The 21,448-nt window shown below is 66.5% G+C and carries 18 protein-coding genes, 1 rRNA gene and 1 riboswitch; of the genes, 9 read left to right on the top strand and 10 right to left on the bottom strand.

Annotation, left to right across the window (positions count from 1 at the left end):
• Together rrf and C4B30_RS33540 are read left to right on the top strand one after the other, a co-directional pair.
• Window positions 1-101 (top strand): 5S ribosomal RNA (rrf, locus tag C4B30_RS33535); the annotation flags it as partial.
• Between the two features lie 568 nt (window positions 102-669).
• Window positions 670-2,094 (top strand): DHA2 family efflux MFS transporter permease subunit, encoded by a 1,425-nt coding sequence (locus C4B30_RS33540; RefSeq protein WP_105133589.1) that lies wholly within the window; start codon window positions 670-672, stop codon window positions 2,092-2,094.
• A gap of 406 nt (window positions 2,095-2,500) precedes the next feature.
• Here C4B30_RS33540 and C4B30_RS33545 read toward each other — a convergent pair whose 3' ends face one another.
• The 3 genes from C4B30_RS33545 to C4B30_RS33555 form a co-directional block, all read right to left on the bottom strand.
• A complete protein-coding gene (locus C4B30_RS33545; RefSeq protein WP_105133590.1) occupies window positions 2,501-3,244 on the bottom strand; it encodes a 2OG-Fe(II) oxygenase in 744 nt (247 codons plus the stop codon).
• A gap of 351 nt (window positions 3,245-3,595) precedes the next feature.
• On the bottom strand, window positions 3,596-5,188 hold the full coding sequence (locus C4B30_RS33550; protein WP_027781489.1) for an inorganic phosphate transporter: 1,593 nt from the start codon (window positions 5,186-5,188) through the stop codon (window positions 3,596-3,598).
• 165 nt (window positions 5,189-5,353) lie between these two features.
• Entirely contained in the window at window positions 5,354-5,944 is a 591-nt protein-coding gene (locus tag C4B30_RS33555; RefSeq protein WP_105133591.1) for a histidine phosphatase family protein, read from the bottom strand.
• 49 nt (window positions 5,945-5,993) lie between these two features.
• A riboswitch (cobalamin riboswitch) is annotated at window positions 5,994-6,132 on the top strand.
• Window positions 6,133-6,165: 33 nt separating this feature from the next.
• Here C4B30_RS33555 and C4B30_RS33560 point away from each other — a divergent pair.
• Together C4B30_RS33560 and C4B30_RS33565 are read left to right on the top strand one after the other, a co-directional pair.
• Entirely contained in the window at window positions 6,166-6,375 is a 210-nt protein-coding gene (locus C4B30_RS33560) for a CbtB domain-containing protein (RefSeq protein WP_034175140.1), read from the top strand.
• Between the two features lie 13 nt (window positions 6,376-6,388).
• Window positions 6,389-7,111, top strand: coding sequence for a CbtA family protein (locus C4B30_RS33565; RefSeq protein ID WP_027781486.1), 723 nt, complete (start codon window positions 6,389-6,391; stop codon window positions 7,109-7,111).
• Window positions 7,112-7,133: 22 nt separating this feature from the next.
• On the opposite strand, the gene C4B30_RS33570 is transcribed toward C4B30_RS33565, so the two are convergent.
• Window positions 7,134-8,042: a LysR family transcriptional regulator gene (locus tag C4B30_RS33570; protein WP_089500635.1), complete on the bottom strand. Its 909-nt coding sequence runs from the start codon at window positions 8,040-8,042 to the stop codon at window positions 7,134-7,136.
• Window positions 8,043-8,170: 128 nt separating this feature from the next.
• On the opposite strand from C4B30_RS33570, the gene metE reads away from it, so the two are divergent.
• Window positions 8,171-10,465, top strand: a complete 2,295-nt coding sequence (gene metE, locus C4B30_RS33575; protein ID WP_105133592.1) for a 5-methyltetrahydropteroyltriglutamate--homocysteine S-methyltransferase — start codon at window positions 8,171-8,173, stop codon at window positions 10,463-10,465.
• 115 nt (window positions 10,466-10,580) lie between these two features.
• Here metE and C4B30_RS33580 read toward each other — a convergent pair whose 3' ends face one another.
• Both C4B30_RS33580 and speB read right to left on the bottom strand, forming a co-directional pair.
• Window positions 10,581-11,906 (bottom strand): MFS transporter, encoded by a 1,326-nt coding sequence (locus C4B30_RS33580; RefSeq protein ID WP_105133593.1) that lies wholly within the window; start codon window positions 11,904-11,906, stop codon window positions 10,581-10,583.
• Window positions 11,907-11,962: 56 nt separating this feature from the next.
• A complete protein-coding gene (gene speB, locus C4B30_RS33585) occupies window positions 11,963-12,919 on the bottom strand; it encodes an agmatinase (protein WP_011353980.1) in 957 nt (318 codons plus the stop codon).
• A gap of 139 nt (window positions 12,920-13,058) precedes the next feature.
• On the opposite strand from speB, the gene C4B30_RS33590 reads away from it, so the two are divergent.
• On the top strand, window positions 13,059-13,970 hold the full coding sequence (locus tag C4B30_RS33590; protein WP_027781480.1) for a LysR family transcriptional regulator: 912 nt from the start codon (window positions 13,059-13,061) through the stop codon (window positions 13,968-13,970).
• A gap of 63 nt (window positions 13,971-14,033) precedes the next feature.
• On the opposite strand, the gene C4B30_RS33595 is transcribed toward C4B30_RS33590, so the two are convergent.
• On the bottom strand, window positions 14,034-14,498 hold the full coding sequence (locus C4B30_RS33595) for an Lrp/AsnC family transcriptional regulator (RefSeq protein ID WP_006488501.1): 465 nt from the start codon (window positions 14,496-14,498) through the stop codon (window positions 14,034-14,036).
• A 133-nt stretch (window positions 14,499-14,631) separates the two neighbouring features.
• Between C4B30_RS33595 and C4B30_RS33600 the strand changes: the two genes are divergently transcribed.
• From C4B30_RS33600 to C4B30_RS33610, 3 genes are all read left to right on the top strand, one after another.
• Window positions 14,632-15,258 (top strand): LysE family translocator, encoded by a 627-nt coding sequence (locus C4B30_RS33600; RefSeq protein WP_105133594.1) that lies wholly within the window; start codon window positions 14,632-14,634, stop codon window positions 15,256-15,258.
• Window positions 15,259-15,556: 298 nt separating this feature from the next.
• Window positions 15,557-17,146 carry a S53 family peptidase gene (locus tag C4B30_RS33605; RefSeq protein WP_027781478.1) on the top strand — a complete coding sequence of 530 codons (1,590 nt, stop codon included), beginning with the start codon at window positions 15,557-15,559 and terminating at the stop codon, window positions 17,144-17,146.
• Window positions 17,147-17,219: 73 nt separating this feature from the next.
• Window positions 17,220-18,896: a S10 family peptidase gene (locus C4B30_RS33610; RefSeq protein WP_027781477.1), complete on the top strand. Its 1,677-nt coding sequence runs from the start codon at window positions 17,220-17,222 to the stop codon at window positions 18,894-18,896.
• 75 nt (window positions 18,897-18,971) lie between these two features.
• On the opposite strand, the gene nadE is transcribed toward C4B30_RS33610, so the two are convergent.
• The 3 genes from nadE to C4B30_RS33630 form a co-directional block, all read right to left on the bottom strand.
• Window positions 18,972-19,820 carry an ammonia-dependent NAD(+) synthetase gene (nadE, locus tag C4B30_RS33615; RefSeq protein WP_105133595.1) on the bottom strand — a complete coding sequence of 283 codons (849 nt, stop codon included), beginning with the start codon at window positions 19,818-19,820 and terminating at the stop codon, window positions 18,972-18,974.
• Between the two features lie 231 nt (window positions 19,821-20,051).
• The gene (locus tag C4B30_RS33620; protein ID WP_105133596.1) at window positions 20,052-20,921 is read right to left on the bottom strand and encodes a DMT family transporter; all 870 of its coding nucleotides are present in this window, start codon (window positions 20,919-20,921) and stop codon (window positions 20,052-20,054) included.
• 202 nt (window positions 20,922-21,123) lie between these two features.
• The gene (locus C4B30_RS33630; protein ID WP_006480515.1) at window positions 21,124-21,309 is read right to left on the bottom strand and encodes a hypothetical protein; all 186 of its coding nucleotides are present in this window, start codon (window positions 21,307-21,309) and stop codon (window positions 21,124-21,126) included.
• Window positions 21,310-21,448: the final 139 nt, after the last annotated feature.

The raw sequence follows: 21,448 nt of genomic DNA on the forward strand, positions 1-21,448 counted from the left end.
AGCGAGTCGGTCCCACCCCTTCCCATCCCGAACAGGACCGTGAAACGACTCTACGCCGATGATAGTGCGGATTCCCGTGTGAAAGTAGGTAATCGTCAGGCTCCCTAAGCCAGAAACCCCCGCCCGAAAGGCGGGGGTTTTTGCATTGGGGCGGCGGAAATGTGCGCGTGAGCGGAAGAGCATTACCCCGCCTATCTGCGTTAGCACTTCACCCACGCAATCCATTGCAGCGCGGAGCCTGTCAATTCGGTGCATCGACTGTTCTCGAGCACTCCGCGGTTGTGCCGTCCAGAATCTCCCGGCGCCTCTTTCCGCTAACCGTACCATCCGTCTTCAGGATCGGTTCCGGCACTCCCGCGCATCCGGCGACGATGTTGCGATGCCCGGTGATGAGCGATGTTGATCAACGATGATTAATAAATACCGCTTTCTGATGAATTCCCCACTTTTCTAGCCGCATCTTTGTGCGCCGCGTCCCGTGCATCACTCGGCGAACGTCGGGCGAAATCGTCTTAAAAAATCTATGCGCATAAAGTCCATTCGCACGACATGCTCGGTAGAGCGGGGAGCAAGTCCTTCGGGGTAATATCAGCGTTCGTCCGATTCCCCGTGCGTGCCTGCATCCGTCGGTGATCGGTGTCTTTTTACATCCCGTCTCCTGCATCGTTCATGACTGACAGCCCCGTCCAAGGTGGTCGGACGACCGACTTCTTGCCCTATCTCGTCGCCGCGACGTTCTTCATGGAGTATCTCGACACGACCGTGATCGCGACCGCGCTGCCGCAAATGGCCAGTTCATTCGGCGTTGGGCCGAACGCACTGAGCCTCGGGATGACGGCCTACATGCTGGCGCTGGCGGTGTTCATTCCGATCAGCGGCTGGATCGCGGATCGCTATGGCTCGCGGACGGTCTTCGCGAGCGCGATCGTCGTCTTTACCGGCGCGTCGGTGCTGTGCGGGCTATCTGAAGGTGTGATGTCGTTCACGGCTGCTCGACTGCTGCAGGGTATCGGCGGGGCGATGATGGTGCCGGTCGGGCGAATGATCGTCGTGCGGAGCACCGAGAAAGCGAGGCTGATGCGTGCGATCGCGACGATCACGTGGCCGGGCATCGTCGCGCCCGTCGTAGGGCCGCCGATCGGCGGCTTCATCACGACCTATGCATCGTGGCGATGGATCTTCCTGTTGAACGTCCCGTTCGGCGTCGCTGCGCTTGTTTGTACCTGGCTGATCGTCCGGAATACGCGAGCCGCCGAGCAACGGCCGCTCGACTGGATCGGCTTCGTGCTGGCCGGTGGCGCATTGACCTGCCTGCTGATCGGCACCGAAGCGGCCGGCCAGCAGGATGTCGACTTCGTGCGCGCGGGTGTCCTGGTCGGCGCCAGCGTGCTGTTCGGCATCGCCGCATGGCTGCATGCGCGACGCTGCGCGCATCCGCTGCTCGATTTCACGACGCTGGAAGTGCCGACGTTCTCGGTGACGGTGATCACCGGCTCGATCACGCGGATGGCGATCAACGCCGTCCCGTACCTGCTGCCGCTGCTGTTCCAGATCGGCTTCGGGCTGTCGCCGTTCCAGTCAGGCCTGTTGTTGCTCGCGAGCGCGCTCGGCAATCTCGGGATGAAGGCGGGCACATCGTGGATCCTCGACCGTTACGGCTTTCGGCGCGTTGCGCTCGTCGACGTGACGATCGCCGGCATCTTCACGATCGCATGCGGATGGCTGACCGCGTCGACGCCGCTGGCGATCACGCTGTTCGTCGTATTCGTCTACGGGCTCACGCGGTCGATGCAGTTCACGACGCTCGCGACGCTGGCTTATGCGGATATCCCGGCTCAGCAGACGAGCGCGGCCAGCACGCTGTGGAGCGCCGCGCAGCAGATGACGATCGGGATGGGGATCGCGTTCGGTGCATTGTCGCTGCGGCTCGCGGCATTGGTGCGCGGCGATGCGGCCGGCATGCACTACGTGCTCGACGATTTCCGCTGGGCGTTCGTCGCGGCGGGCGTGCTCGCGCTGCTGACGTTGCCGGGCTACGCACGGCTGGCTTCCGATGCCGGCGATCGGCTGCGGGCCAACGTGGCGCGAGGATAGGCCGGACTGCCAATCGTATTGGCGGGGCGACAGGTGAGGACGTATGTTTTTCGGCGTTCACCGGACGCGCTGATGCATTGCGGCCGCGCTCGCCCGACGGTCAACGCAACCGGTCTTCTGTCACTCGGGCGAGTGGGCCTTCCGGCCGGCCACGCTTGGTCGGAACGTTTTCCGAACGATGACGAGGCGACAGGTGAGATCGCATGTTTTTCAGCGTTCACCGGAAGCGTTGATGCATTGCGGCCGCGCTCGCCCGACGGTCAACGCAACCGGTCTTCTGTCACTCGGGCGAGTGGGCCTTTCGGCCGGCCATGCTTGGTCGGAGCGTTTTCCAAGCGATGACGTGCGGTGCCGGGACGACCATGAATGAGATGCGCGATAAGCGGCACAGCTGTTTCGATTCCCGCTACTGCGCATCATGGAAGATGATGCCAACCGTGTGACGGTGGCCGCTTCGAATCCGGCTGACGCCGTGGCGCAGGTTGACGCGGTAGACGCCACGGGTTCCCTGCACAGGCCGGCCGTGTACCGCGAAGATCACCGCATCACCTTGCGTCAGCGGCACCACTTCCGCACGCGACTGCATGCGTGGTCGCTGTTCCGTCAACACGAACTCCCCGCCACTGAAATCGCGGCCCGGCGCCGACAGCAGGATCGCGACCTGCAGCGGAAACACGTGCTCGCCATACAGGTCCTGGTGGAGGCAGTTGTAGTCGTCGGCGCCGTATTGCAGGATCAACGGCGTCGGTCGCGTCTGGCCCGCCGCGTGGCAGCGATCGAGGAACGTCGCATGGTCTTTCGGGTAACGGACATCGATCCCGAGCGCCTGGTTCCAGCGATTCGCGATCGGCGCGAGATGCGGGTAGATCGTCGCGCGCAGTTCGGCGATGACCGCTGGCAGCGGATACGCGAAATACTTGTACTCGCCGCGGCCAAAGCCGTGCCGCGCCATCACGACACGTGAACGATAGAGCACATCGCGCGGATAGAGCGACGCGAGTGCATCGCACTCGCTTGCCGACATCAGGCCCGGCACGCGTGCGCATCCGTAGCGATCGAGCTCGGCATCGACGCTCGGCCAGTCGAGCATGTCGACGCGTTGCGCGATGTCCAGCGGTTCGACGGCAGGTTGCAGATCGGCAATATTCACGGGCGTACCTCGAGGCTTCGGCAGTGTGGCGCCGTGCGGTCGCGCACGGTCGAAGTCATGAAACTTGATGAACCCAGTTTAGCGGCGTCCGTGTGCCGGTACGCTCCAGATCTTGCGCTTTAATTCGGGCGAGAAAACGGGGAAACGTTGACGACACGGCATCGACACACTGAATGTGGCGACGTGCCGGAGCGGAGAGACGGGGAAGCGGGGGAAGCGGGGAAGCGGAGCAGCGGAGCAGCGGAGCAGCGGAGCAGCGGAGCAACGGAGAAACGGAGAAACGGAGAAGCGACAGATCCACCCTGCCGCGGCGGTTGGCCGGCTATCGCCCGCCACCCGCCGCGTCGCCGATCAGGCCAGCGACCGGAACAACCAGTAAAGCCCCCCCGCCAGCGCGATCGACGCGGGCAGCGTCAGCACCCATGCGAGGACGAGGCTGCGCACCGTGCTCCATTGCAGCCCGGAACCGTTCGCCGCCATCGTGCCCGCGACACCCGACGACAGCACGTGTGTCGTCGACACGGGCAGCCCGTACATGTCGGCGGCGCCGATCGTCAGCATTGCGACGAGTTCGGCCGAGGCGCCCTGTCCGTACGTCAAATGCTGCTTGCCGATTTTTTCGCCGACGGTCACGACGATCCGCTTCCAGCCGACCATCGTGCCGAGACCCAGCGCGATCGCGACGGCGACCTTCACCCACGTCGGAATGAACTTGGTCGCGTGGTCGAGCTGCTTGCGATAGTTGTCGATCGCGAGCTTGTCGTCGGCGGCGAATGCGGGCTGGCCCGACTTCTCGATCAGGCGAATGGCTTCGGATACCAGATACATCGTGTTGCGCACGTTGTCGACGTCGCGCTGCGGCACGGCCGCCATCGAGCCCGACGCGCCGACGGCGGTCGCGAGCGACGTGGACAACTGCGCCACGGCCGGCAGCACGGTGGGCGTCAGTTCACGATGCTGCACGTAGTGTTCGACATCGGCGCGCGGATTCGAGGAAGGCGCGACGCCGTTCGTGTACTTCCCGAACGTCGCGGCCGCCTGGTTCGCGACCGCCACGAAGGTCTGCGATTCGGCGGGCGTGACGGCCTTGTTCAGCGCATACGCGGTCGGCACCGTGCCGATCAGGATCAGCATGATGAGACCCATCCCTTTCTGTCCGTCGTTCGACCCATGGGCGAACGACACGCCGGTGCACGTGAGGATCAGCAGGCAGCGAATCCAGAACGGCGGCGGCTGGTCCTTCGGCGGTTCCTTGTACAGCTCCGGAATCCGCACGACGGACTTCAGTACGAGCAGCAGCAGCGACGCACACAGGAAGCCGACGATCGGCGAGAACAGCAGCGACTTGCCGACGCCGAGCGCCTGGCCCCAGTCGACGCCGCTCGTGCCGGACGACCCGTGCAGCAACTGGTTCATCAGCCCGACGCCGATGATCGACCCGATCAGCGTATGCGAGCTCGACGATGGCAACCCGAAATACCAGGTCGCGAGGTTCCAGACGATCGCGGCGATCAGCAGCGCGAACACCATGGCGAAGCCCGAGCCGCTGCCGACCTGCAGGATCAGCTCGACCGGCAGCAACTGCAGGATGCCGAACGCGACGGCTCCGCTCGAGACCATCACGCCGAGGAAGTTCCACATGCCCGACCAGATCACCGCGACGTTCGGCGTCAGCGAGTGCGTATAGATCACGGTCGCGACCGCGTTCGCGGTGTCGTGGAAGCCGTTGACGAACTCGAAGCCCAGCGCGATCAGCAGTGCTGCGCCGAGCAGCAGGTACGGGAACATCGACCCTTCGCGGACCGGTGACAGATCGTCGACCAGGTGCGTGGCGATATAGACGCCGCCGAGCACGAGCACCAGCAGGAAGACGGCATAGCCGATCTGCCGGGTGCGTGCGACGGAGGCCGGATTGTTCGGGGCGGACGAAGCAGGTTGATTCATGACGACATCTCGTAAGGGAACCTCGTCCGATCCTAGCTGCGGCTAGCAGTCAGTTTGATGACAGTCGGGAGGACGAACGGTGTGTCTTACGGGGATGTAAGGCGAGCGACGGCATGCGAAGCGTCGGGGCGCATCGTCTACTCACATAGTGAACAGGACAGCGGCTTACGCGCCGATGTCGTGCGGATCATCGTGCGTCGTGGCCAACGTCCAGCCGGCCGGCGACGCGACGAATGTCGTGCACGACAGCGGCGCGACGTCGACGCGTGTGGTCGCCGCGGCGCCCGTGCGCAGCACCTGCGCGATGGCCGCGCGGACGATCGGCGCATGCGTGATCGCAATGACGTCGCGATCGCGCGGCAGCGCGTTCAACCATGTGCCGACCCGATGCGCGGCGGCGTCGAACGATTCGCCGCGATGCGGCGACGCGGACGGCGTGCCGATCCACGCCGCAAGTTCGTCGGGCAGGTCGCGCGCGAGATCGTGCAGCCGCTTGCCGCACCAATTGCCGTAGTCGATGTCGCGCAGCGCCTCGTCGATATCGGCTTGCAATCCGAGTGCGTCGGCGGTCTGCCTTGCGCAGCGTGCCGGGCTGCACAGCACGAGCGAACCGGCGACATCCGTCCAGCGGCCGCGCAGCGCAGCGGCTTCGGCGAGCCCGTGCGCGTCGAGCGGATCGTCGTCGGGAAACGTGCCGGTGCGCATTGCGCGGGTCGATGCGTGGGCGATCAGGCGCAGCGAGGCAGGCATGGTCATGTCGGTTGTCGGACGATCCGGAGCGGGCCGCATTCGTCGTGTGTCATCGCTTCAATACGCGAACGTTCGCGCGTACAATTCGCCCGATACGAAGCGCGGAAGCCGGTGCAATTCCGGCGCGGTCGCGCCACTGTAACCGGGGAATCGATGATCCCGGAAGCCAGACCTGCCTTCGTACCCATCCATCATTTGTCGGGGCGCGATTCCCCTGAGGTGCATCCATGAGCGAAGCAGTGCTGAAGCCGGCGGTCGTGCCGGCACCCATCCCCGTCCGTGAACTGTTGCCGTGGGCCGTGTTCGTCGGCCTGATCCTGCTGCTCGCACTGTATTTCGTCGGTGCGGAACAGGGCGCGACGTCGCTCGTGCCGGGCATGGTCGTCCACGAGTTCGTCCACGACGGCCGCCATCTGCTCGGCTTTCCCTGCCACTGACGCGGAGCCTGCGATGATCGGAAAGCTGCTCATGCGCGGGATGCTCGCAGGCATCGCCGCGGGCCTCCTCACGTTCGGTTTCGCGAAAATCGTCGGCGAACCGCAAGTCGATCAGGCGATCTCCTTCGAGGAAAAAACCGCCGCCGCCCAAGGCGAGGCGCCGGAACCCGAGCTGGTCAGCCGCCACACGCAGGCCGGCCTCGGGTTGCTGACGGGCGTCGTGACCTACGGCGCGGCATTCGGCGGGCTGTTCTCGCTGGTCTTCGCGTATGCGTACGGACGAGGCGGCCGCCTGCCGGCACGGCCGCTGGCCGCGTGGCTCGCGCTGGCGGCGTTCGTCGCGCTCGTGATCGTGCCGAACCTCAAGTACCCGGCCAATCCACCGTCGGTCGGCGACCCCGACACGATCGGCTATCGCACCGGCCTGTTCTTCCTGATGATCGCGATCTCGGTTGCGACGATGGTGTTCTCGGTCGGCGTGCGCCGCCATCTGCTGGCGAAGCTCGGCCAGTGGAACGCGTCGATCGTCGCGGGGCTCGTGTTCGTCGCGATCATCGCGGCCGTGCAGATCGGGCTGCCGTCGGTCAGCGAACTGCCGGCCGATTTCCCGGCGGCGTTGCTGTGGAAGTTCCGCGTGGCGGCCATCGGCATGCAGGTGATCATGTGGACGACGATCGGCCTGCTGTTCGGCGCGTGGGTCGAGCGCGGCGAACGCGCAGGCCTTCGCGCCGCCTGATGCGCGGGGCAACCGGACGCGCCTAGCGCAGCATGCGCGGCGCGCTCCACGTCGATTCGCGCGCCAGCGCGACGAACGCGGCCAGATAGTCGATCGATGCGTCCGCTTCGCGGATGCCGAGGAAGATCTGCTTCGCGATGCCCTTCTTGCCGAGCTTGACCGGTACGACCGGCATCCGGTCCGCGTATTCGTCGGCGAGCCATCGCGGCAGCGCGGCCACGCCGCGCCCGCTCGCGACCATCTGCAACATGATGTCGGTCGTCTCGATCGACTTGTGCCGCCTCGGCACGATGCCGGCCGGCGTCAGGAACTGGTTGTAGATGTCGAGCCGGTCGGTTTCGACCGGGTACGTGATCAGGATCTCGTCGGTCAGTTGCTCGGGGCTCACGTAGTCGGCATTCGCGAACCGGTGCGAATCCGCGACCACCAGCACCTGCTCGTAGTCGAACACGGGATCGAAGCGCAGCCCCGGCTTGTTCAGCGGGTCGGGGGTCACGAGCACGTCGATGTCGTAACCGAACAGCGCGCCGATGCCGCCGAACTGAAAGCGCTGCTTCACGTCCACGTCGACGTCGGGCCAGCTCGACAGGTACGGCGATACGACCTTCAGCAGCCACTGGTAGCACGGGTGGCACTCCATCCCGATGCGCAGCGTGCCGCGCTCGCCCTTCGCGTACTGCTTCATCCGTTCCTCGGCGAGCTCGAACTGCGGCAGCAGGCGGTTTGCCAGCTTCAGCAGATACTGCCCGCCCTGCGTGAGCCGCAGGCCGCGGCCTTCCCGATCCCAGATCGGCGTGCCGAGCTGCTGCTCGATTTTCCTGACGGTATGGCTGAGCGCCGATTGCGTGAGGTGCAGCGCATTGGCCGCCGCGGTCAGCGAGCCCTGGCGTTCGACTTCACGAATGACGACGAGATGGAATCGTTCCAGCATGGATCGCGCTCATGCAACGAATGCATGAAAAATGTTAATGGATGAATGAAATAATGCCATTTTATTTCATGGTTTGAAATCCCTATGATGGCTGCCGGATCTTCAATCTTTCTCTGGACGGCAGCTTCATGGTCACGACACACAACCTCGGTTTTCCGCGCATCGGCGCGAAGCGCGAACTCAAGTTCGGTCTCGAACGCTACTGGAACGGCGAATCGTCGCGCGACGAACTGAAGGCGCTCGGCGCCGAGCTGCGCCGGCGTCACTGGCACGACCAGCGCGATCTCGATCTCGCGCCGATCGGCGACTTCGCGTTCTACGACCAGGTGCTCGACATGAGCTTCACGCTCGGCAACTTGCCGAAGCGCGTGCAGGATTTCCACGGCGATGCGCTCGACAACTATTTCCGCGTCGCGCGCGGCCGTTCGACGCAATCGGCGGAGGAGCACGCCGCATGCTGCGGCGGCGTCGCGGCCGGCGAAATGACGAAGTGGTTCGACACGAACTACCACTACATCGTGCCGGAGTTCCATGCGGACACGAACTTTTCGCTCGATCCGTCGCGTCTGCTGCAGCAACTGGCCGAAGCGAACGCGCAGGGCATGCGCGCGAAGCCGGTGATTCTCGGCCCGGTCACGTACCTGTGGCTCGGCAAGGCGAAGGACGATTCCGATCGCCTCGCGCTGTTGCCGAAGCTGCTGCCGGTGTACGGTGCGCTGCTCGACACGCTGACCGCGCAGGGCGTCGAATGGGTGCAGATCGACGAGCCGATTCTCGTCACCGAGCTCGATGCCGAATGGCGCCACGCGTTCCGCACCGCGTACGCAGCGCTGGAAACTCGCCGCATCAAGCTGCTGCTCGCCACGTACTTCGGACAGCTTCAGGACAACCTGACGCTCGCGGCGTCGCTGCCGGTCGACGGTCTGCACGTCGATGCAATCAACGCACGCGACGAAGTCGACGCGCTGGTGCGTGAACTGCCGGCCGATCGCGTGCTATCGGTCGGCGCGATCAACGGCCGCAACATCTGGAAGACGGACCTGAACGCGACGCTCGACTGGCTCGAGCCGCTCGCGAAGCAACTGGGCGACCGGCTGTGGCTCGCGCCGTCGTGCTCGCTGCTGCACGTGCCGGTCGATCTCGCGAGCGAGGAGAAGCTCGATGCCGAAATCCGCTCGTGGCTCGCGTTCGCGCTGCAGAAGCTCGACGAGCTGAAGGTGCTCGCGACCGCACTGAACGAAGGCCGCGACAAGGTGGCCGACACGCTCGCCGAAAATGCCGCCGCGATCGATTCGCGTCGCCGCTCGCCGCGCGTGAACAACCCGGCGGTGAAGGCCGCGATCGCCCGCATCGACGCGCAGCTCGGCAACCGCGCGAGCCCCTATACGCAGCGTGCGTCGAAGCAGTCGGCGCGACTGAACCTGCCGGCGTTCCCGACGACGACGATCGGCTCGTTCCCGCAGACCGCCGAAATCCGCCAGGCGCGCAGCCGGTTCAAGACCGGCGCGCTGGACGAAGCCGGCTATCGCGCGGCGATGCAGGCCGAGATCGAGCGCAGTGTCCGCGAACAGGAGTCGCTCGAACTCGACGTGCTCGTGCATGGCGAGGCCGAGCGCAACGACATGGTCGAATACTTCGGCGAACAGCTCGACGGCTACGCGTTCAGCCAGTTCGGCTGGGTGCAGTCGTACGGTTCGCGCTGCGTGAAGCCGCCGATCCTGTTCGGCGACATCAGCCGCCCGAAGGCGATGACGGTCGAATGGATCGCCTATGCGCAGTCGCTGACGAACAAGCCGATGAAGGGCATGCTCACGGGCCCCGTGACGATCCTGAACTGGTCGTTCGTGCGCGACGACCAGCCGCGCTCGGTATCGTGCTACCAGCTTGCGCTGGCGATCCGCGATGAAGTGCTCGATCTCGAGAAGGCCGGCGTGCGCGTGATCCAGATCGACGAAGCGGCGCTGCGCGAAGGGCTGCCGCTGCGCCGCGCGCAATGGAGCGAATACCTGCAGTGGGCGGTCGAGTCGTTCCGCATCACCGCGAACGGCGTGCAGGACGATACGCAGATCCACACGCACATGTGCTATTCGGAGTTCAACGACATCATCGCGTCGATCGCCGACATGGACGCCGACGTGATCACGATCGAGACGTCGCGCTCCGACATGGAGCTGCTCGATGCGTTCGACGACTTCAGGTATCCAAACGAAATCGGGCCGGGCGTGTACGACATTCATTCGCCGAACGTCCCGACGCAGGATCAGATCGTCGGCCTGATGAGGAAGGCGGCCGAGCGGATTCCGGCGGAACGCCTGTGGGTGAACCCGGATTGCGGGCTGAAGACGCGCCAGTGGGCGGAAGTGATTCCGGCGCTGACGAACATGGTCGCCGCCGCGAAGACGCTGCGCAACCAGGTGCGGTAGCCACACGCAGCGAGCGCTGTATGGCGCCGTCGCGATCGACGATCGCGACGGAAAAAAATCGGCCCGCGGAAGCGGGCCGATTTTCGTCATGCATGCGTTTGCGGTACGCGTCGCGCTACGCGGTGCGCGTGCCGCGCGGCAGCGCATCGCCCGTCTTGCCGGGCGCGCCCGCATCGTCGATGCCGACGCGGCGCGCGATCAGCCACACGCACAGCGACGACAGCACGGCGGCGCTCGTGTACTGGATCGCGAGCGGCCACCATTGCGGGGCTGCGTTCTGCGCGATCAGCGTCGCGACGAGCGGCGTGAGGCCGCCGGCGAGCGCACCGCACACCTGGTACGCGATCGAGATCGCCGTATAGCGGATCCGCGCGACGAAGATGCCGCTGACGAAGCCCGCGACCACCGAGTAGTAGCCCGATTCCGCGAGCGTCGCGAGGCCGACGCCGACCGTGATCGACACCGGCGTGCCCAGGTGCACGAGCGGCAGCATCACGAACGGGACGATCATCGCCCAGGCGCCGGTGATCAGCAGCACGCGCGTGGTACCGAAGCGCTGCGCGAGGAACGCGGCCGCGAGCTGTACGACGAACTGCAGCACCGCGACGATCGTCATGCAATGCAGCACCATCGACCGGTCGAGCGACAGGAACTGCGTCGCATAGCTGATCATGAAGATGTTGCTGAAATACACGCCGGCGATCCCGTACACGTTCGCGCCGATCGCGAGCAGCAGCAGCGGCCAGTACTTGAGCGCTTCGCGCAGCGGCTTTTGCGCGATGTTGCCGCTCCTCTTCACTTCCTCGAACTCGGGGGACTCCGACACGCTCGCGCGGATCACGAAGCCGATGATCAGGAGCACTGAACTCGCGAGGAACGGCACGCGCCAGCCCCAGCTCATCATGTCGTCCTTCGACAGCGTGCTGATCGCGCCGAACGCGAGCATCGACAGGATCAGGCCGCTCGCGCTGCCGAGCTGCGCGAACGACGCGAAGAACGTGCGCTTGCCTTCGGGCGCATGCTCGCCGGCCAGCAGCACCGCGCCGCCCCATTCGCCGCCGACCGCGATGCCTTGCAGCACCCGCATCAGCACGAGCAGGATCGGTGCGATCACGCCGGCTTGCGCATGGGTCGGCAGCAGGCCGATCGCGACCGTCGACACGGCCATCAGCATCAGCGTCGCGAGCAGCGAACGCTTGCGGCCGAAGCGGTCGCCGAGATAGCCGAACATCACGCCGCCGAGCGGCCGCGCGAAAAAGCCGACCGCGAACGAGCCGAACGACGCGAGCAGGCTGATGAAGCGGTTTTCGCCGGGAAAGAACAGCGGCCCGAACACGATGGCGGCGGCGGTCGCGTAACTATAGAAGTCGTACCACTCGATCGTGGTGCCGACGAACGACGCGAGCGCCGCCCGCTTCGGTTGCTTGACGGAAGTTCCCATCTGTATGTGTGCTCCTCTGGAATCCTCTGATTTGGAATAGTGGTGGCGCGCCGGAATCAGTCGCGGTACGCGACGCCCGGCAGCACGCACAGCAGCTCGTACGCGAGGTTCGCGCCGAGCAGGGCCGTGGTGCCGAACGGGTCGTACGGCGGCGCGACTTCGACGAGATCGCAACCGACGATGTTCAGCCCCTTCGCGCCGCGGATGATCTCGAGCGCCTGCGGCACCGTGAGGCCGGCGATTTCCGGCGTGCCGGTGCCGGGCGCGTAGGCCGGATCGATGCCGTCGATGTCGAAGCTGATGTAGACGGGCGTATCGCCGACGCGCGCGCGCACTTCTTCCATCAGCGGCGCGAGCGACTTGTTCCAGCATTCCTCGGCCTGGACGACGCGGAAGCCCTGCTCGCGGCACCAGTCGAAATCCTCGGCCGCGTAGCCGGTGCCGCGCAGGCCGATCTGCGTGACCTTGTCGCCGTGCAGCAGGCCTTCCTCGACCGCGCGGCGGAACGGCGTGCCGTGCGCGATTTTTTCGCCCATCATCGTATCGTTCACGTCGGCGTGTGCATCGACGTGGATCAATGCAACCTTGCCGTGCTTGCGGTGGATCGCGCGCAGGATCGGCAGCGCGATCGTATGGTCGCCGCCGAGCGTGATCGGCTTGCAGTCGTGCTCGAGAATCGCGTCGTACGCGGCCTCGATGCGGGCGATCGAATCGTGCAGGTTGTACGGATTGATCGCGACGTCGCCGATGTCGGCGATCTGCAGCGAATCGAACGGGGCGGCGCGCGTGGCCATGTTGTACGGGCGCAGCAGCACGGATTCGGTGCGGATCTGGCGCGGGCCGAAGCGCGCGCCCGTGCGGTTGGACGTGCCGAGATCGAACGGCACGCCGACGAAACACGCGTCGAGGCCTTCGGCGCTCGCCACGTGCGGCAGGCGCATCATCGTCGCGATGCCGCCGCAGCGCGGCATTTCGTTGCCGCCGAGCGGCTGGAAATGGGTGTGGTCGTTCATGGGGTATCTCTTCCGGTGTGGGGTTGCCGTATCATGCGACGCGGTCTGGCGCACAGTTTTACGCGCTCCGTCGGGAAAGAAGAATGCGAAGATATCGACGTAAACATCGATCATCGTCGATGTATGGAAGGGGATGAACGTGCTGGGGAATCTGTCGACCCTCGATCTGCGGTTGATCCGCGTGTTTCTCGCGGTCACGGACGCGGGCGGCGTGTCGGCCGCGCAGGCCGTGCTGAACGTCGGCCAGTCGACGATCAGCGCGCAGCTGTCGTCGCTCGAGACGCGGCTCGGCTACCGGCTCTGCGAACGCGGCCGCAGCGGCTTCCGGCTCACGCCGAAGGGCGAGCGGTTCCACGCGATGAGCCGCAAGCTGCTCGCGGCGCTCGACGAATTCGGAATGGCCGCGCGGCACATGGATCGCCAGTTGGTCGGCACGCTGAACATCGGCCTGATCGGCCATACGCCGGTAAGCCAGAACGCGCGGATCGCCGAGGCGATCGCCGCGTTCCGGACCCGCGACGAGGCCGTGCGCTTCTCGATTTCGGTGCGCGCGCCCGGCGATCTTGAGGAGAAGCTGCTGAGCGACGAGATCCAGATCGCGGTCGGCTACTTCTGGCATCGCGTGCCGTCGTTGCACTACACGCCGCTGTTCATCGAGCGTCAGATCGCGTATTGCGGCCGCGGCCATCCGCTGTTCGACGGCGCGGGCACGCTGACGCCGGCCGACGTCGCCGGCTTCGAATGGGCGTGGCGCTCTTATCCGCTGCCCGAGGCGCAACTGTCGACGACGCCCGATCGCGTGACCGCGACCGCGGACAACATGGAGGCCGTCGCGCTGCTGATCCTGTCCGGCCACCATCTCGGTTATCTGCCGCAGCATTTCGCGGCGCCGTACGTCGCGCAGGGGCTGCTCGCGCCGCTCAATCCGGAGCAACTGCGCTACGACGTGACGTTCCACATGGTCGTCGCGCGCAACGGCCGCGGGAATCCGCTCGTGGAGGCGTTTCTCGAGGATCTCGAGCGCGCGCACCAGTCGTCCGACTTCGCATGACCGCGTGGCCGCCAACAACGTGAACGAGCGTTACACCGGGGCCGGTCGCCGCTCCGGCGTGCATCACGGCACCGGCAACCCCGCGTCGTGCTTCACCTCGCGCAGCGACAGTGCCGATTCGATCGACGTCACGCCCGGCAGCATCCGCAGCGAATCCCGCAGGAACGTGCCGTAGTCGTCGAGGTCGCGCGCGACCACCTGCAGCAGGTAGTCGGCCGTGCCCGCGACGTTGTGGCAGGCCAGGATCCGCTCGATGCCGAGCACTTCCCGTTCGAACCGGTCGGCGACCTTGCGGTCGTGCGTCGCGAACCGTACGAGCACGAACGCGACCACGCCGAAGCCGAGCGCCTGGCGCGACAGCTGCGCGCGGTAGCGTTCGATGTAGCCGTCGTTTTCGAGGCGTTTCAGGCGGCGGGCGCACGGCGTCTCGGACAGCCCGACGGATTCGGCGAGCCGGGCGATCGGCAGGCGGCCGTCGCGTTGCACCGCGGCGAGGATCGCGCGGTCGGTTTTGTCGAGGTCGATCATATGGCGGAATCCTTGTTCTGATTTGTGAATTGTGGCGGATTCCCCTACGAATCGCCAATTCATCGCCAAAGATGGCCAATAATCCCTCCTCCTTCAACGGCAACATATCGTCATTGGAGGACGGGGGCAGATCATGATTTCCACGCATTTGCTGTTGATTTATCTTGCCGCGCTGGCGGCCATTTATGCGGTGCCGGGGCCCGACATGGCGCTCGTGCTGCAGACCAGCATCGGCCGCGGCGTGCGGCCGGGGATGGCGGCGGCGGCCGGCCTGTCGCTCGCGCGCACCGCGCACGTGACGCTGTCGGCGTGCGGCGTCGCGGCGCTGATCCGCAGCGCGCCGTGGCTGTACGAGGTGATCCGCTACGGCGGCGCGCTCTATCTCGCGTATGTCGCGATCCAGGTGTTCCGCTCGCCGGTGTTCGCGCTCGGCGACGGCGATGGCGGCGCGGCGGCGGGCGAACTGCGGCAGTCGTTCGTGAAGGGGCTGCTGACCAATCTGCTGAACCCGAAGGCGCTGCTGTTCTGCTCGGTGCTGCTGCCGCAGTTCGTGCGGCCCGAGGCCGGACCGGTCGTCTGGCAGATGTTCGAGCTCGGCGCGCTGCTGGTGGCGGCCGGCGTGTGCTTCGACCTCGCGTGCGTGTTCGGCGCGTCGCGCATCGCGGCGTGGATGCGTGCGCATCCGCTGGCGCAGACGGTGCAGCGCTGGACCTTTTCCGCGGCGCTGATCGGTTTCGCACTGCGACTGTCGATGGACTGAGGGTGGCGGCCATTTGGCCGGTACTTGCCCGCCGCGCGGGTCGACCGACGTGGCGGCGGCCGTGCGAGAATCGACGCCGGCCGCGCGCGATGCTGGCCTGCACGCATGCGCGTTGCCGCAGAACGGCGTGCGCGCAAATCGTCTGACTGTTCTAAACTTCCTCTAACTTCGCGCGATCGCAAACGCGCCGTCGCGGACGCGCCGTCGCGAATCGACTGACCGAACGGAACCGTCTCCCTTAGGCTATGTCCGATTTCCTGGCTGTTCCGTGCAACGCGGTACCAAGGAGGGTCTGAACATGGCAAGGCATCTTCAAGCCGACCGTGAACCCCGTATCGTCGCCGAGTCCAAGTGTCTCGGCCAGTGCGATCCGGCAGAACGTATCCACGTCACGATCATGTTGCGGCGGCAGGAAGAAGGGCAACTCGAGGCATTGGTTCACCAGCTCGCCACCGGCGACGCGCACGCAAAACCGCTGTCGCGCGACGCATTCGCGCAGCGTTTCTCCGCCAATCCCGACGATATCCGCAAGACCGAGGATTTCGCGCATCGTCATCAACTGACGGTCGATCGCGTCGACCCGGTCGAAAGCGTCGTCGTGCTGTCCGGCACGATCGGGCAGTTCGAAACCGCCTTCAGCGTGAAGCTCGAGCGTTTCGAGCATCGGGCGATCGGTCAGTATCGCGGCCGCTCGGGCCCGATCGCGCTACCCGACGAGCTCGGCGATGCGGTGACGGCCGTGCTCGGCCTCGACAGCCGCCCGCAGGCGCGGCCGCACTTCCGGTTCCGCCCGCCGTTCAAGCCCGCGCGCGGCGCGGCGGCCGTCACGTTCACGCCGATCCAGCTTGCGTCGTTGTACGACTTTCCGGCCGGCGACGGCGCCGGGCAATGCATCGCGATCGTCGAGCTCGGCGGCGGCTATCGCGCGGCCGACATCCAGCAGTATTTCCGCGGGCTCGGGATCACGACGCCGCCCACGCTCGTCGACGTGAACGTCGGCACCGGCCGCAATGCGCCGACCGGCGAGCCGAACGGCCCGGACGGCGAAGTCGCGCTCGACATCGAAATCGCCGGCGCGATCGCACCGGCCGCGAAGCTTGCGATGTACTTCGCGCCGAACAGCGACGCGGGCTTCATCCAGGCCGTCAACGCGGCCGTCACCGACAAGACCAACCGGCCTTCCGTGATCTCGATCAGTTGGGGCGGCCCGGAAGCGATCTGGCAGGCGCAGTCGGCACACGCGTTCGACCGCGTGCTGCAGGCGGCCGCCGCGCAGGGCATCACCGTCTGCGCGGCGTCGGGCGACAGCGGCTCGGGCGACGGGCTGCAGGATGGCGCCGATCACGTCGATTTCCCCGCCTCGAGCCCGTACGTGCTCGGCTGCGGCGGCACGCAGCTCGACGCGCTGCCCGGGCAGGGCATTCGCAGCGAAGTCACGTGGAACGACGAGGCGTCCGGCGGCGGTGCGGGCGGCGGCGGCGTCAGTACGCTGTTCGACCTGCCGGCATGGCAGCAGGGGTTGGCCGTCGCGCACGCCGACGGCAGCAGCACGCCGCTCGCGAAGCGCGGCGTGCCGGACGTGGCCGGCGACGCGTCGCCGCAGACGGGCTACGAGGTGTCGGTCGCCGGCACCCCGGCGGTGATGGGCGGCACGAGCGCCGTCGCCCCGCTGTGGGCCGCGCTGATCGCGCGGATCAATGCGTCGGCCGGCGCATCGGCCGGCTGGATCAATCCAGTGTTGTACAAGAATCCGGGCGCGCTGCGCGACATCACGAAAGGATCGAACGGCACGTATGCAGCCGCGTCGGGCTGGGACGCGTGCACGGGCCTCGGCAGCCCGAACGGCGCGCAACTCGCCGCGATCCTCGCGCGTAAGCCGTCGAGCTGACGCGCCGGCGCATGTCTTTTCGTTCGACGCGGGTGGTCTGCCCGCGTCTTTTTTCACCTCCAGGAGCAGCACGATGGGCATCGATTCCGCATCTTCCGGCGGCGTGTATCCGCTGCATCACGGCGACCACAATTCGCATGGCGTGCCGCCGACCATCAACCCCGTCGCGCTGAGCCACGGCCGCGACCAGCCGTTCTTCGATCCGGTCGCGTACGGCAACGGCCCGGACGACTCGGTGACCGACACGACCGAGGCGGCCGCGATCACGCACCACACGATCCTGATCGACGGCAAGCGCATCGCGTACACGGCGACGGTCGGCCATCTCGTGACGGTCGATCCGAGCAGTTCGCAGCCGGCCGCCAAGATATTCTACGTTGCGTTCACGGCCGACGGCGCGAAGGAAGAAACGCGGCCCGTGACGTTCTTCTACAACGGCGGGCCGGGTTCGTCGTCGGTGTTCGTGCTGCTCGGCTCGTTCGCGCCGAAGCGCATCAAGACGTCGATGCCGGGTTTCACGCCGCCCGCGCCGTACCAGATCGAAGACAACCCGGACAGCATGATCGACCACAGCGACCTGGTGTTCATCAACCCGGTCGGCACCGGCTATTCGGCGGCCGTCGCGCCGAACAAGAACCGCGACTTCTGGGGCGTCGACCAGGATGCGAATTCGCTGAAGCAGTTCATCAAGCGCTACCTGACGAAGAACAACCGCTGGAATTCGCCGAAATACCTGTTCGGCGAATCGTACGGCACTGCGCGCAGCTGCGTGCTCGCGTACAAGCTGCACGAGGATGGCGTCGACCTGAACGGCGTCACGCTGCAATCGTCGATCCTCGATTACCGGCAGGCCGGCAACCCGGTCGGCGCGCTGCCGACCGCCGCGGCCGACGCGTGGTATCACAAGAAACTCGGCATCAAGCCGCCGCCGAGCGATCTCGGCGCGTTCATCGAGGAAGTCGCGCAGTTCGCGCGCACCGACTACCTGGCCGCGCTGCGCGCGGCGCCGCACGCGAACCCGGCCACCGTGCAGAAGCTGTCGCAATACACGGGCATCGATACGGCGACGCTGCAATCGTGGGGGCTCGATATCGCGGGCTACGACGCGCGCGGCAACTCGGTGTTCCTGACGACGCTGCTGCATGCGCAAGGGCTCGCGCTCGGTTCGTACGACGGCCGCGTGACCGGGATCTCGTCGGGCATCGCCGGCAAGATCGATCCGAATTCGGGCGGCAACGATCCGACGATGACGGCCGTGACGGGCGTCTATACGGCGATGTGGAACAGCTACCTGAACGAGCAATTGAAGTTCACGTCGAATTCCGCGTTCACGGACCTGAACGACCAGGCGTTCCAGAACTGGGATTTCAGCCACATCGACCCGACCGGCGCGCAGCAGGGCCTCGATGCGAAGGGGAACGTGATCCTCTACACGGCCGGCGACCTCGCCGCGGTGATGGCGCTGAACGTCGACCTGAAGGTGCTGTCGGCGAACGGCCTCTACGACTTCGTCACGCCGTTCTACCAGACCGTGATCGATCTGCAGCAGATGCCGCTGGAGGATCAGAAGGTGCGGCAGAACCTGTCCGCGCGGTTCTATCCGTCGGGGCACATGGTGTATCTCGACGGCGGCTCGCGCACCGCGCTCAAGCGCGATCTCGCGACGATGTACGACGCGACGGTCAGCGATACGGGCGCGCGGATGCGGATTCGTGCGCTGCAGGCGAAGAAGACGGGCGGGCACGCATAGCGTCGCCCGTCGCGTGGGGCCCGCGCGCAGCCATGACGGTGCGCGCGGCGAGCTGCCGGTAGCGGGGCGGTGGGCTTAGGCGGTCGGCCAGTCGAACATCGTGTACGGCAGTGCACGCTTGTGACGCGAGCCGTCGTAGAAGCGCAGCACCGTTTCGTAGACGCGGTCGGCGACCGGTTTACCTTCGAGGAAATCGTCGATCTCGTCGTAGGTCACGCCATACGCGTGCTCGTCGGGGCGCAGCGGGCGCAGCTCCTCGAGGTCGGCCGTCGGCACCTTCATCACGATCAGCTCCTCGCCGCCGAGCGCACGTGCCACCCCGCGTACGCGACGCTTGCTCAGGCCCGCGAGCGGCAGGATGTCCGCGCCGCCGTCGCCGAACTTCGTGAAGAAACCCATCAGCGATTCGGCCGCGTGATCGGTGCCGATCACGAGGCCGCGCCGCGCGCCGGCCACCGCGTACTGCGCGATCATGCGCTCGCGCGCCTTGATGTTGCCGTGCACGAAATCCTGCTGCGCGGGGGTTTCGAACGCGTGGCCGGACGCGACCAGCGAACGGAGCATCGCATCGGCGGCCGGCTTCACGTCGACCGTGAGCACCTCGTCCGCGCGCACGAACGCCAGCGCGCGCTGCGCATCGTCTTCGTCGTTCTGCACGCCGTTCGGCAAGCGCATCGCGATGAAGCGCGCATCGTAGCCGTCGGCGCGCAGGCGCTCGACCGACAGTTGCGCGAGCCGGCCCGCCGTCGATGAGTCGACGCCGCCGCTGATGCCGAGCACGTAGGTCCGCAGGCCGGTCGAACGAAGGTACTGCGCGAGGAAATCGACGCGGCGATCGATTTCGGCTTCGGCGTCGAAGTGCGGGGCGACGTTCAGTTCGGCAATGATCGCGCGTTGGCGGCTGGCGTAATCGGCGGATGTCATGAAGGAAGTTCCGGAACGAAATGCAAGGCGGACATCATAAGCGCATTCGCGGCGGGTTGCCGCGCCGGGCGTGCGATCCGGCCGTGTTGCGTTGCTTCGGCGAGACGCGCTGCGTCGCCGTGGTGCACGGTGCGCCGGGCGGGTGCGAGACGGGCGTCCGCGAGGCCCGCCTCGATGAGCTTGCCGGCACACGTCGGCGCGGCCGCACGATCGCGCGCATGTACGCCCGCGTCAGCGCCGCGCGAGCACGACGCCCACCAGCGCGAGCGCGAAGCCGGCGAGCTGGATCGTCGCGAGCGTTTCGCCGAACAGCCCGTAACCCTGCAGCGCGGCCAGCGGCGGCGCGAGAAACAGCAGCGACGTCGCGCGCGCCGCATTGCCGCGCCGCAGCATCCACATCAGCATCGTGACCGCGCCGCCGGACAGGAACACGATGCCCCACACGAGCGATACCCACAACGCCGGCGCGCCGATCCAGCGGGTTTCATGGAGCAGCACGACGAAGACGGCCGCGACGATCGCCGCGCCGAAGTTCTGCACGGCGACTGCCGTGCGTAGATCGCTCTGCGCGAGCTTGCCTTTCTGATACAGCGAGCCGGCGGTGATCGACCCGACCGCCAGAACCGATACGGTGACGACGAGCCAAGCAGGCGCGGCGCCCGGCGGCGGTGCGACGCCGCCCGTGACTTTCGGCGCGAGCACGAGCGCGACGCCGGCCAGCCCGAGCGCCATCCCGAGCCAGCCGCGCGCGGGCAGGCGTTCGTTGAACAGCGGGACCGCGAGCACGGCGGTGGCAAGCGGCTGCAGCGCGCCGAGCAGCGCCATCACGCCCGCATTCAACCCTTGCGCGACGGCCCAGTAGCTCGCACCGAGATAGACGCCTTGCAGCAGCGCACCGGCGATCAGGTGGCGCGGCCATTCGCGGCGGGCCGGCCACGGTGCGCGCGCGACGAGCGCCACCACGCCGAACAGCGCGGCCGTGCCCGCGAAGCGCGCGAGCAGGAACAGGTTCGGATCGGCGTAAGGCTTGATCGCCCGGGCAACGATGAAGCCGGTGGACCAGAGCGCGACGAAAGCGGCGGCGACGATCGAGGTAAGCATGCGTGACGGGCCGCGATGCGGCCGGACAGAACCGGGAAGTCGGCCAGTATCGGCCGAAGCGGCGCCGGCGTCTTGTCGAATCCTGCATTCATGCCACGCGGCGCGTGATCGTGCCGGCGGGAATCGCGCCGGTGTGCGGAGCGGCGGGGACGAGCGCCCGCCGCGCGGCGCTGCGCGGATGGACGCGCAGCAGCGACGCCGATCAGTCGATCGAGAACGTGTCGAGCGGCTGATTGGCGCGCGCGTCGGTCGCGAAACGCGCGGCGAGCTGTTCGTAGAGGCGGCGCGCTTCGTCGAGCGTCAGGTCGATCCAGTACGGATCGCCTGCCGCGTCGTTGAGACGTTCCGGCGGAAACTGGATTTCAATCACACTGCCTTTGCGATACATGGCGCGAGCCCCTTTGTCGGTCGGTCGTTCGGCGAAGCGCAAAGTGTAGCAACCGGCGCCGCGCGGATTCGCGCGCGCCGGACAATACAGAATTTCGCTTTCGGGAAACGCGCTCGACCGTTGCCCCGGCCGCCCTGCC

It is taken from the genome of Burkholderia sp. BE12, assembly GCF_002959955.1.
Lineage (GTDB): Bacteria > Pseudomonadota > Gammaproteobacteria > Burkholderiales > Burkholderiaceae > Burkholderia.

Coding starts and splice junctions, on each gene's coding strand:
- metE (WP_105133592.1), top strand. CDS start 8,171: ATGGTCACGACACACAACCTCGGTTTTCCGCGCATCGGCGCGAAGCGC.
- C4B30_RS33600 (WP_105133594.1), top strand. CDS start 14,632: ATGATTTCCACGCATTTGCTGTTGATTTATCTTGCCGCGCTGGCGGCC.
- speB (WP_011353980.1), bottom strand. CDS start 12,919: ATGAACGACCACACCCATTTCCAGCCGCTCGGCGGCAACGAAATGCCG.
- C4B30_RS33565 (WP_027781486.1), top strand. CDS start 6,389: ATGATCGGAAAGCTGCTCATGCGCGGGATGCTCGCAGGCATCGCCGCG.
- nadE (WP_105133595.1), bottom strand. CDS start 19,820: ATGACATCCGCCGATTACGCCAGCCGCCAACGCGCGATCATTGCCGAA.
- C4B30_RS33610 (WP_027781477.1), top strand. CDS start 17,220: ATGGGCATCGATTCCGCATCTTCCGGCGGCGTGTATCCGCTGCATCAC.
- C4B30_RS33540 (WP_105133589.1), top strand. CDS start 670: ATGACTGACAGCCCCGTCCAAGGTGGTCGGACGACCGACTTCTTGCCC.
- C4B30_RS33595 (WP_006488501.1), bottom strand. CDS start 14,498: ATGATCGACCTCGACAAAACCGACCGCGCGATCCTCGCCGCGGTGCAA.
- C4B30_RS33605 (WP_027781478.1), top strand. CDS start 15,557: ATGGCAAGGCATCTTCAAGCCGACCGTGAACCCCGTATCGTCGCCGAG.
- C4B30_RS33620 (WP_105133596.1), bottom strand. CDS start 20,921: ATGCTTACCTCGATCGTCGCCGCCGCTTTCGTCGCGCTCTGGTCCACC.
- C4B30_RS33570 (WP_089500635.1), bottom strand. CDS start 8,042: ATGCTGGAACGATTCCATCTCGTCGTCATTCGTGAAGTCGAACGCCAG.
- C4B30_RS33550 (WP_027781489.1), bottom strand. CDS start 5,188: ATGAATCAACCTGCTTCGTCCGCCCCGAACAATCCGGCCTCCGTCGCA.
- C4B30_RS33630 (WP_006480515.1), bottom strand. CDS start 21,309: ATGTATCGCAAAGGCAGTGTGATTGAAATCCAGTTTCCGCCGGAACGT.
- C4B30_RS33580 (WP_105133593.1), bottom strand. CDS start 11,906: ATGGGAACTTCCGTCAAGCAACCGAAGCGGGCGGCGCTCGCGTCGTTC.
- C4B30_RS33555 (WP_105133591.1), bottom strand. CDS start 5,944: ATGACCATGCCTGCCTCGCTGCGCCTGATCGCCCACGCATCGACCCGC.
- C4B30_RS33560 (WP_034175140.1), top strand. CDS start 6,166: ATGAGCGAAGCAGTGCTGAAGCCGGCGGTCGTGCCGGCACCCATCCCC.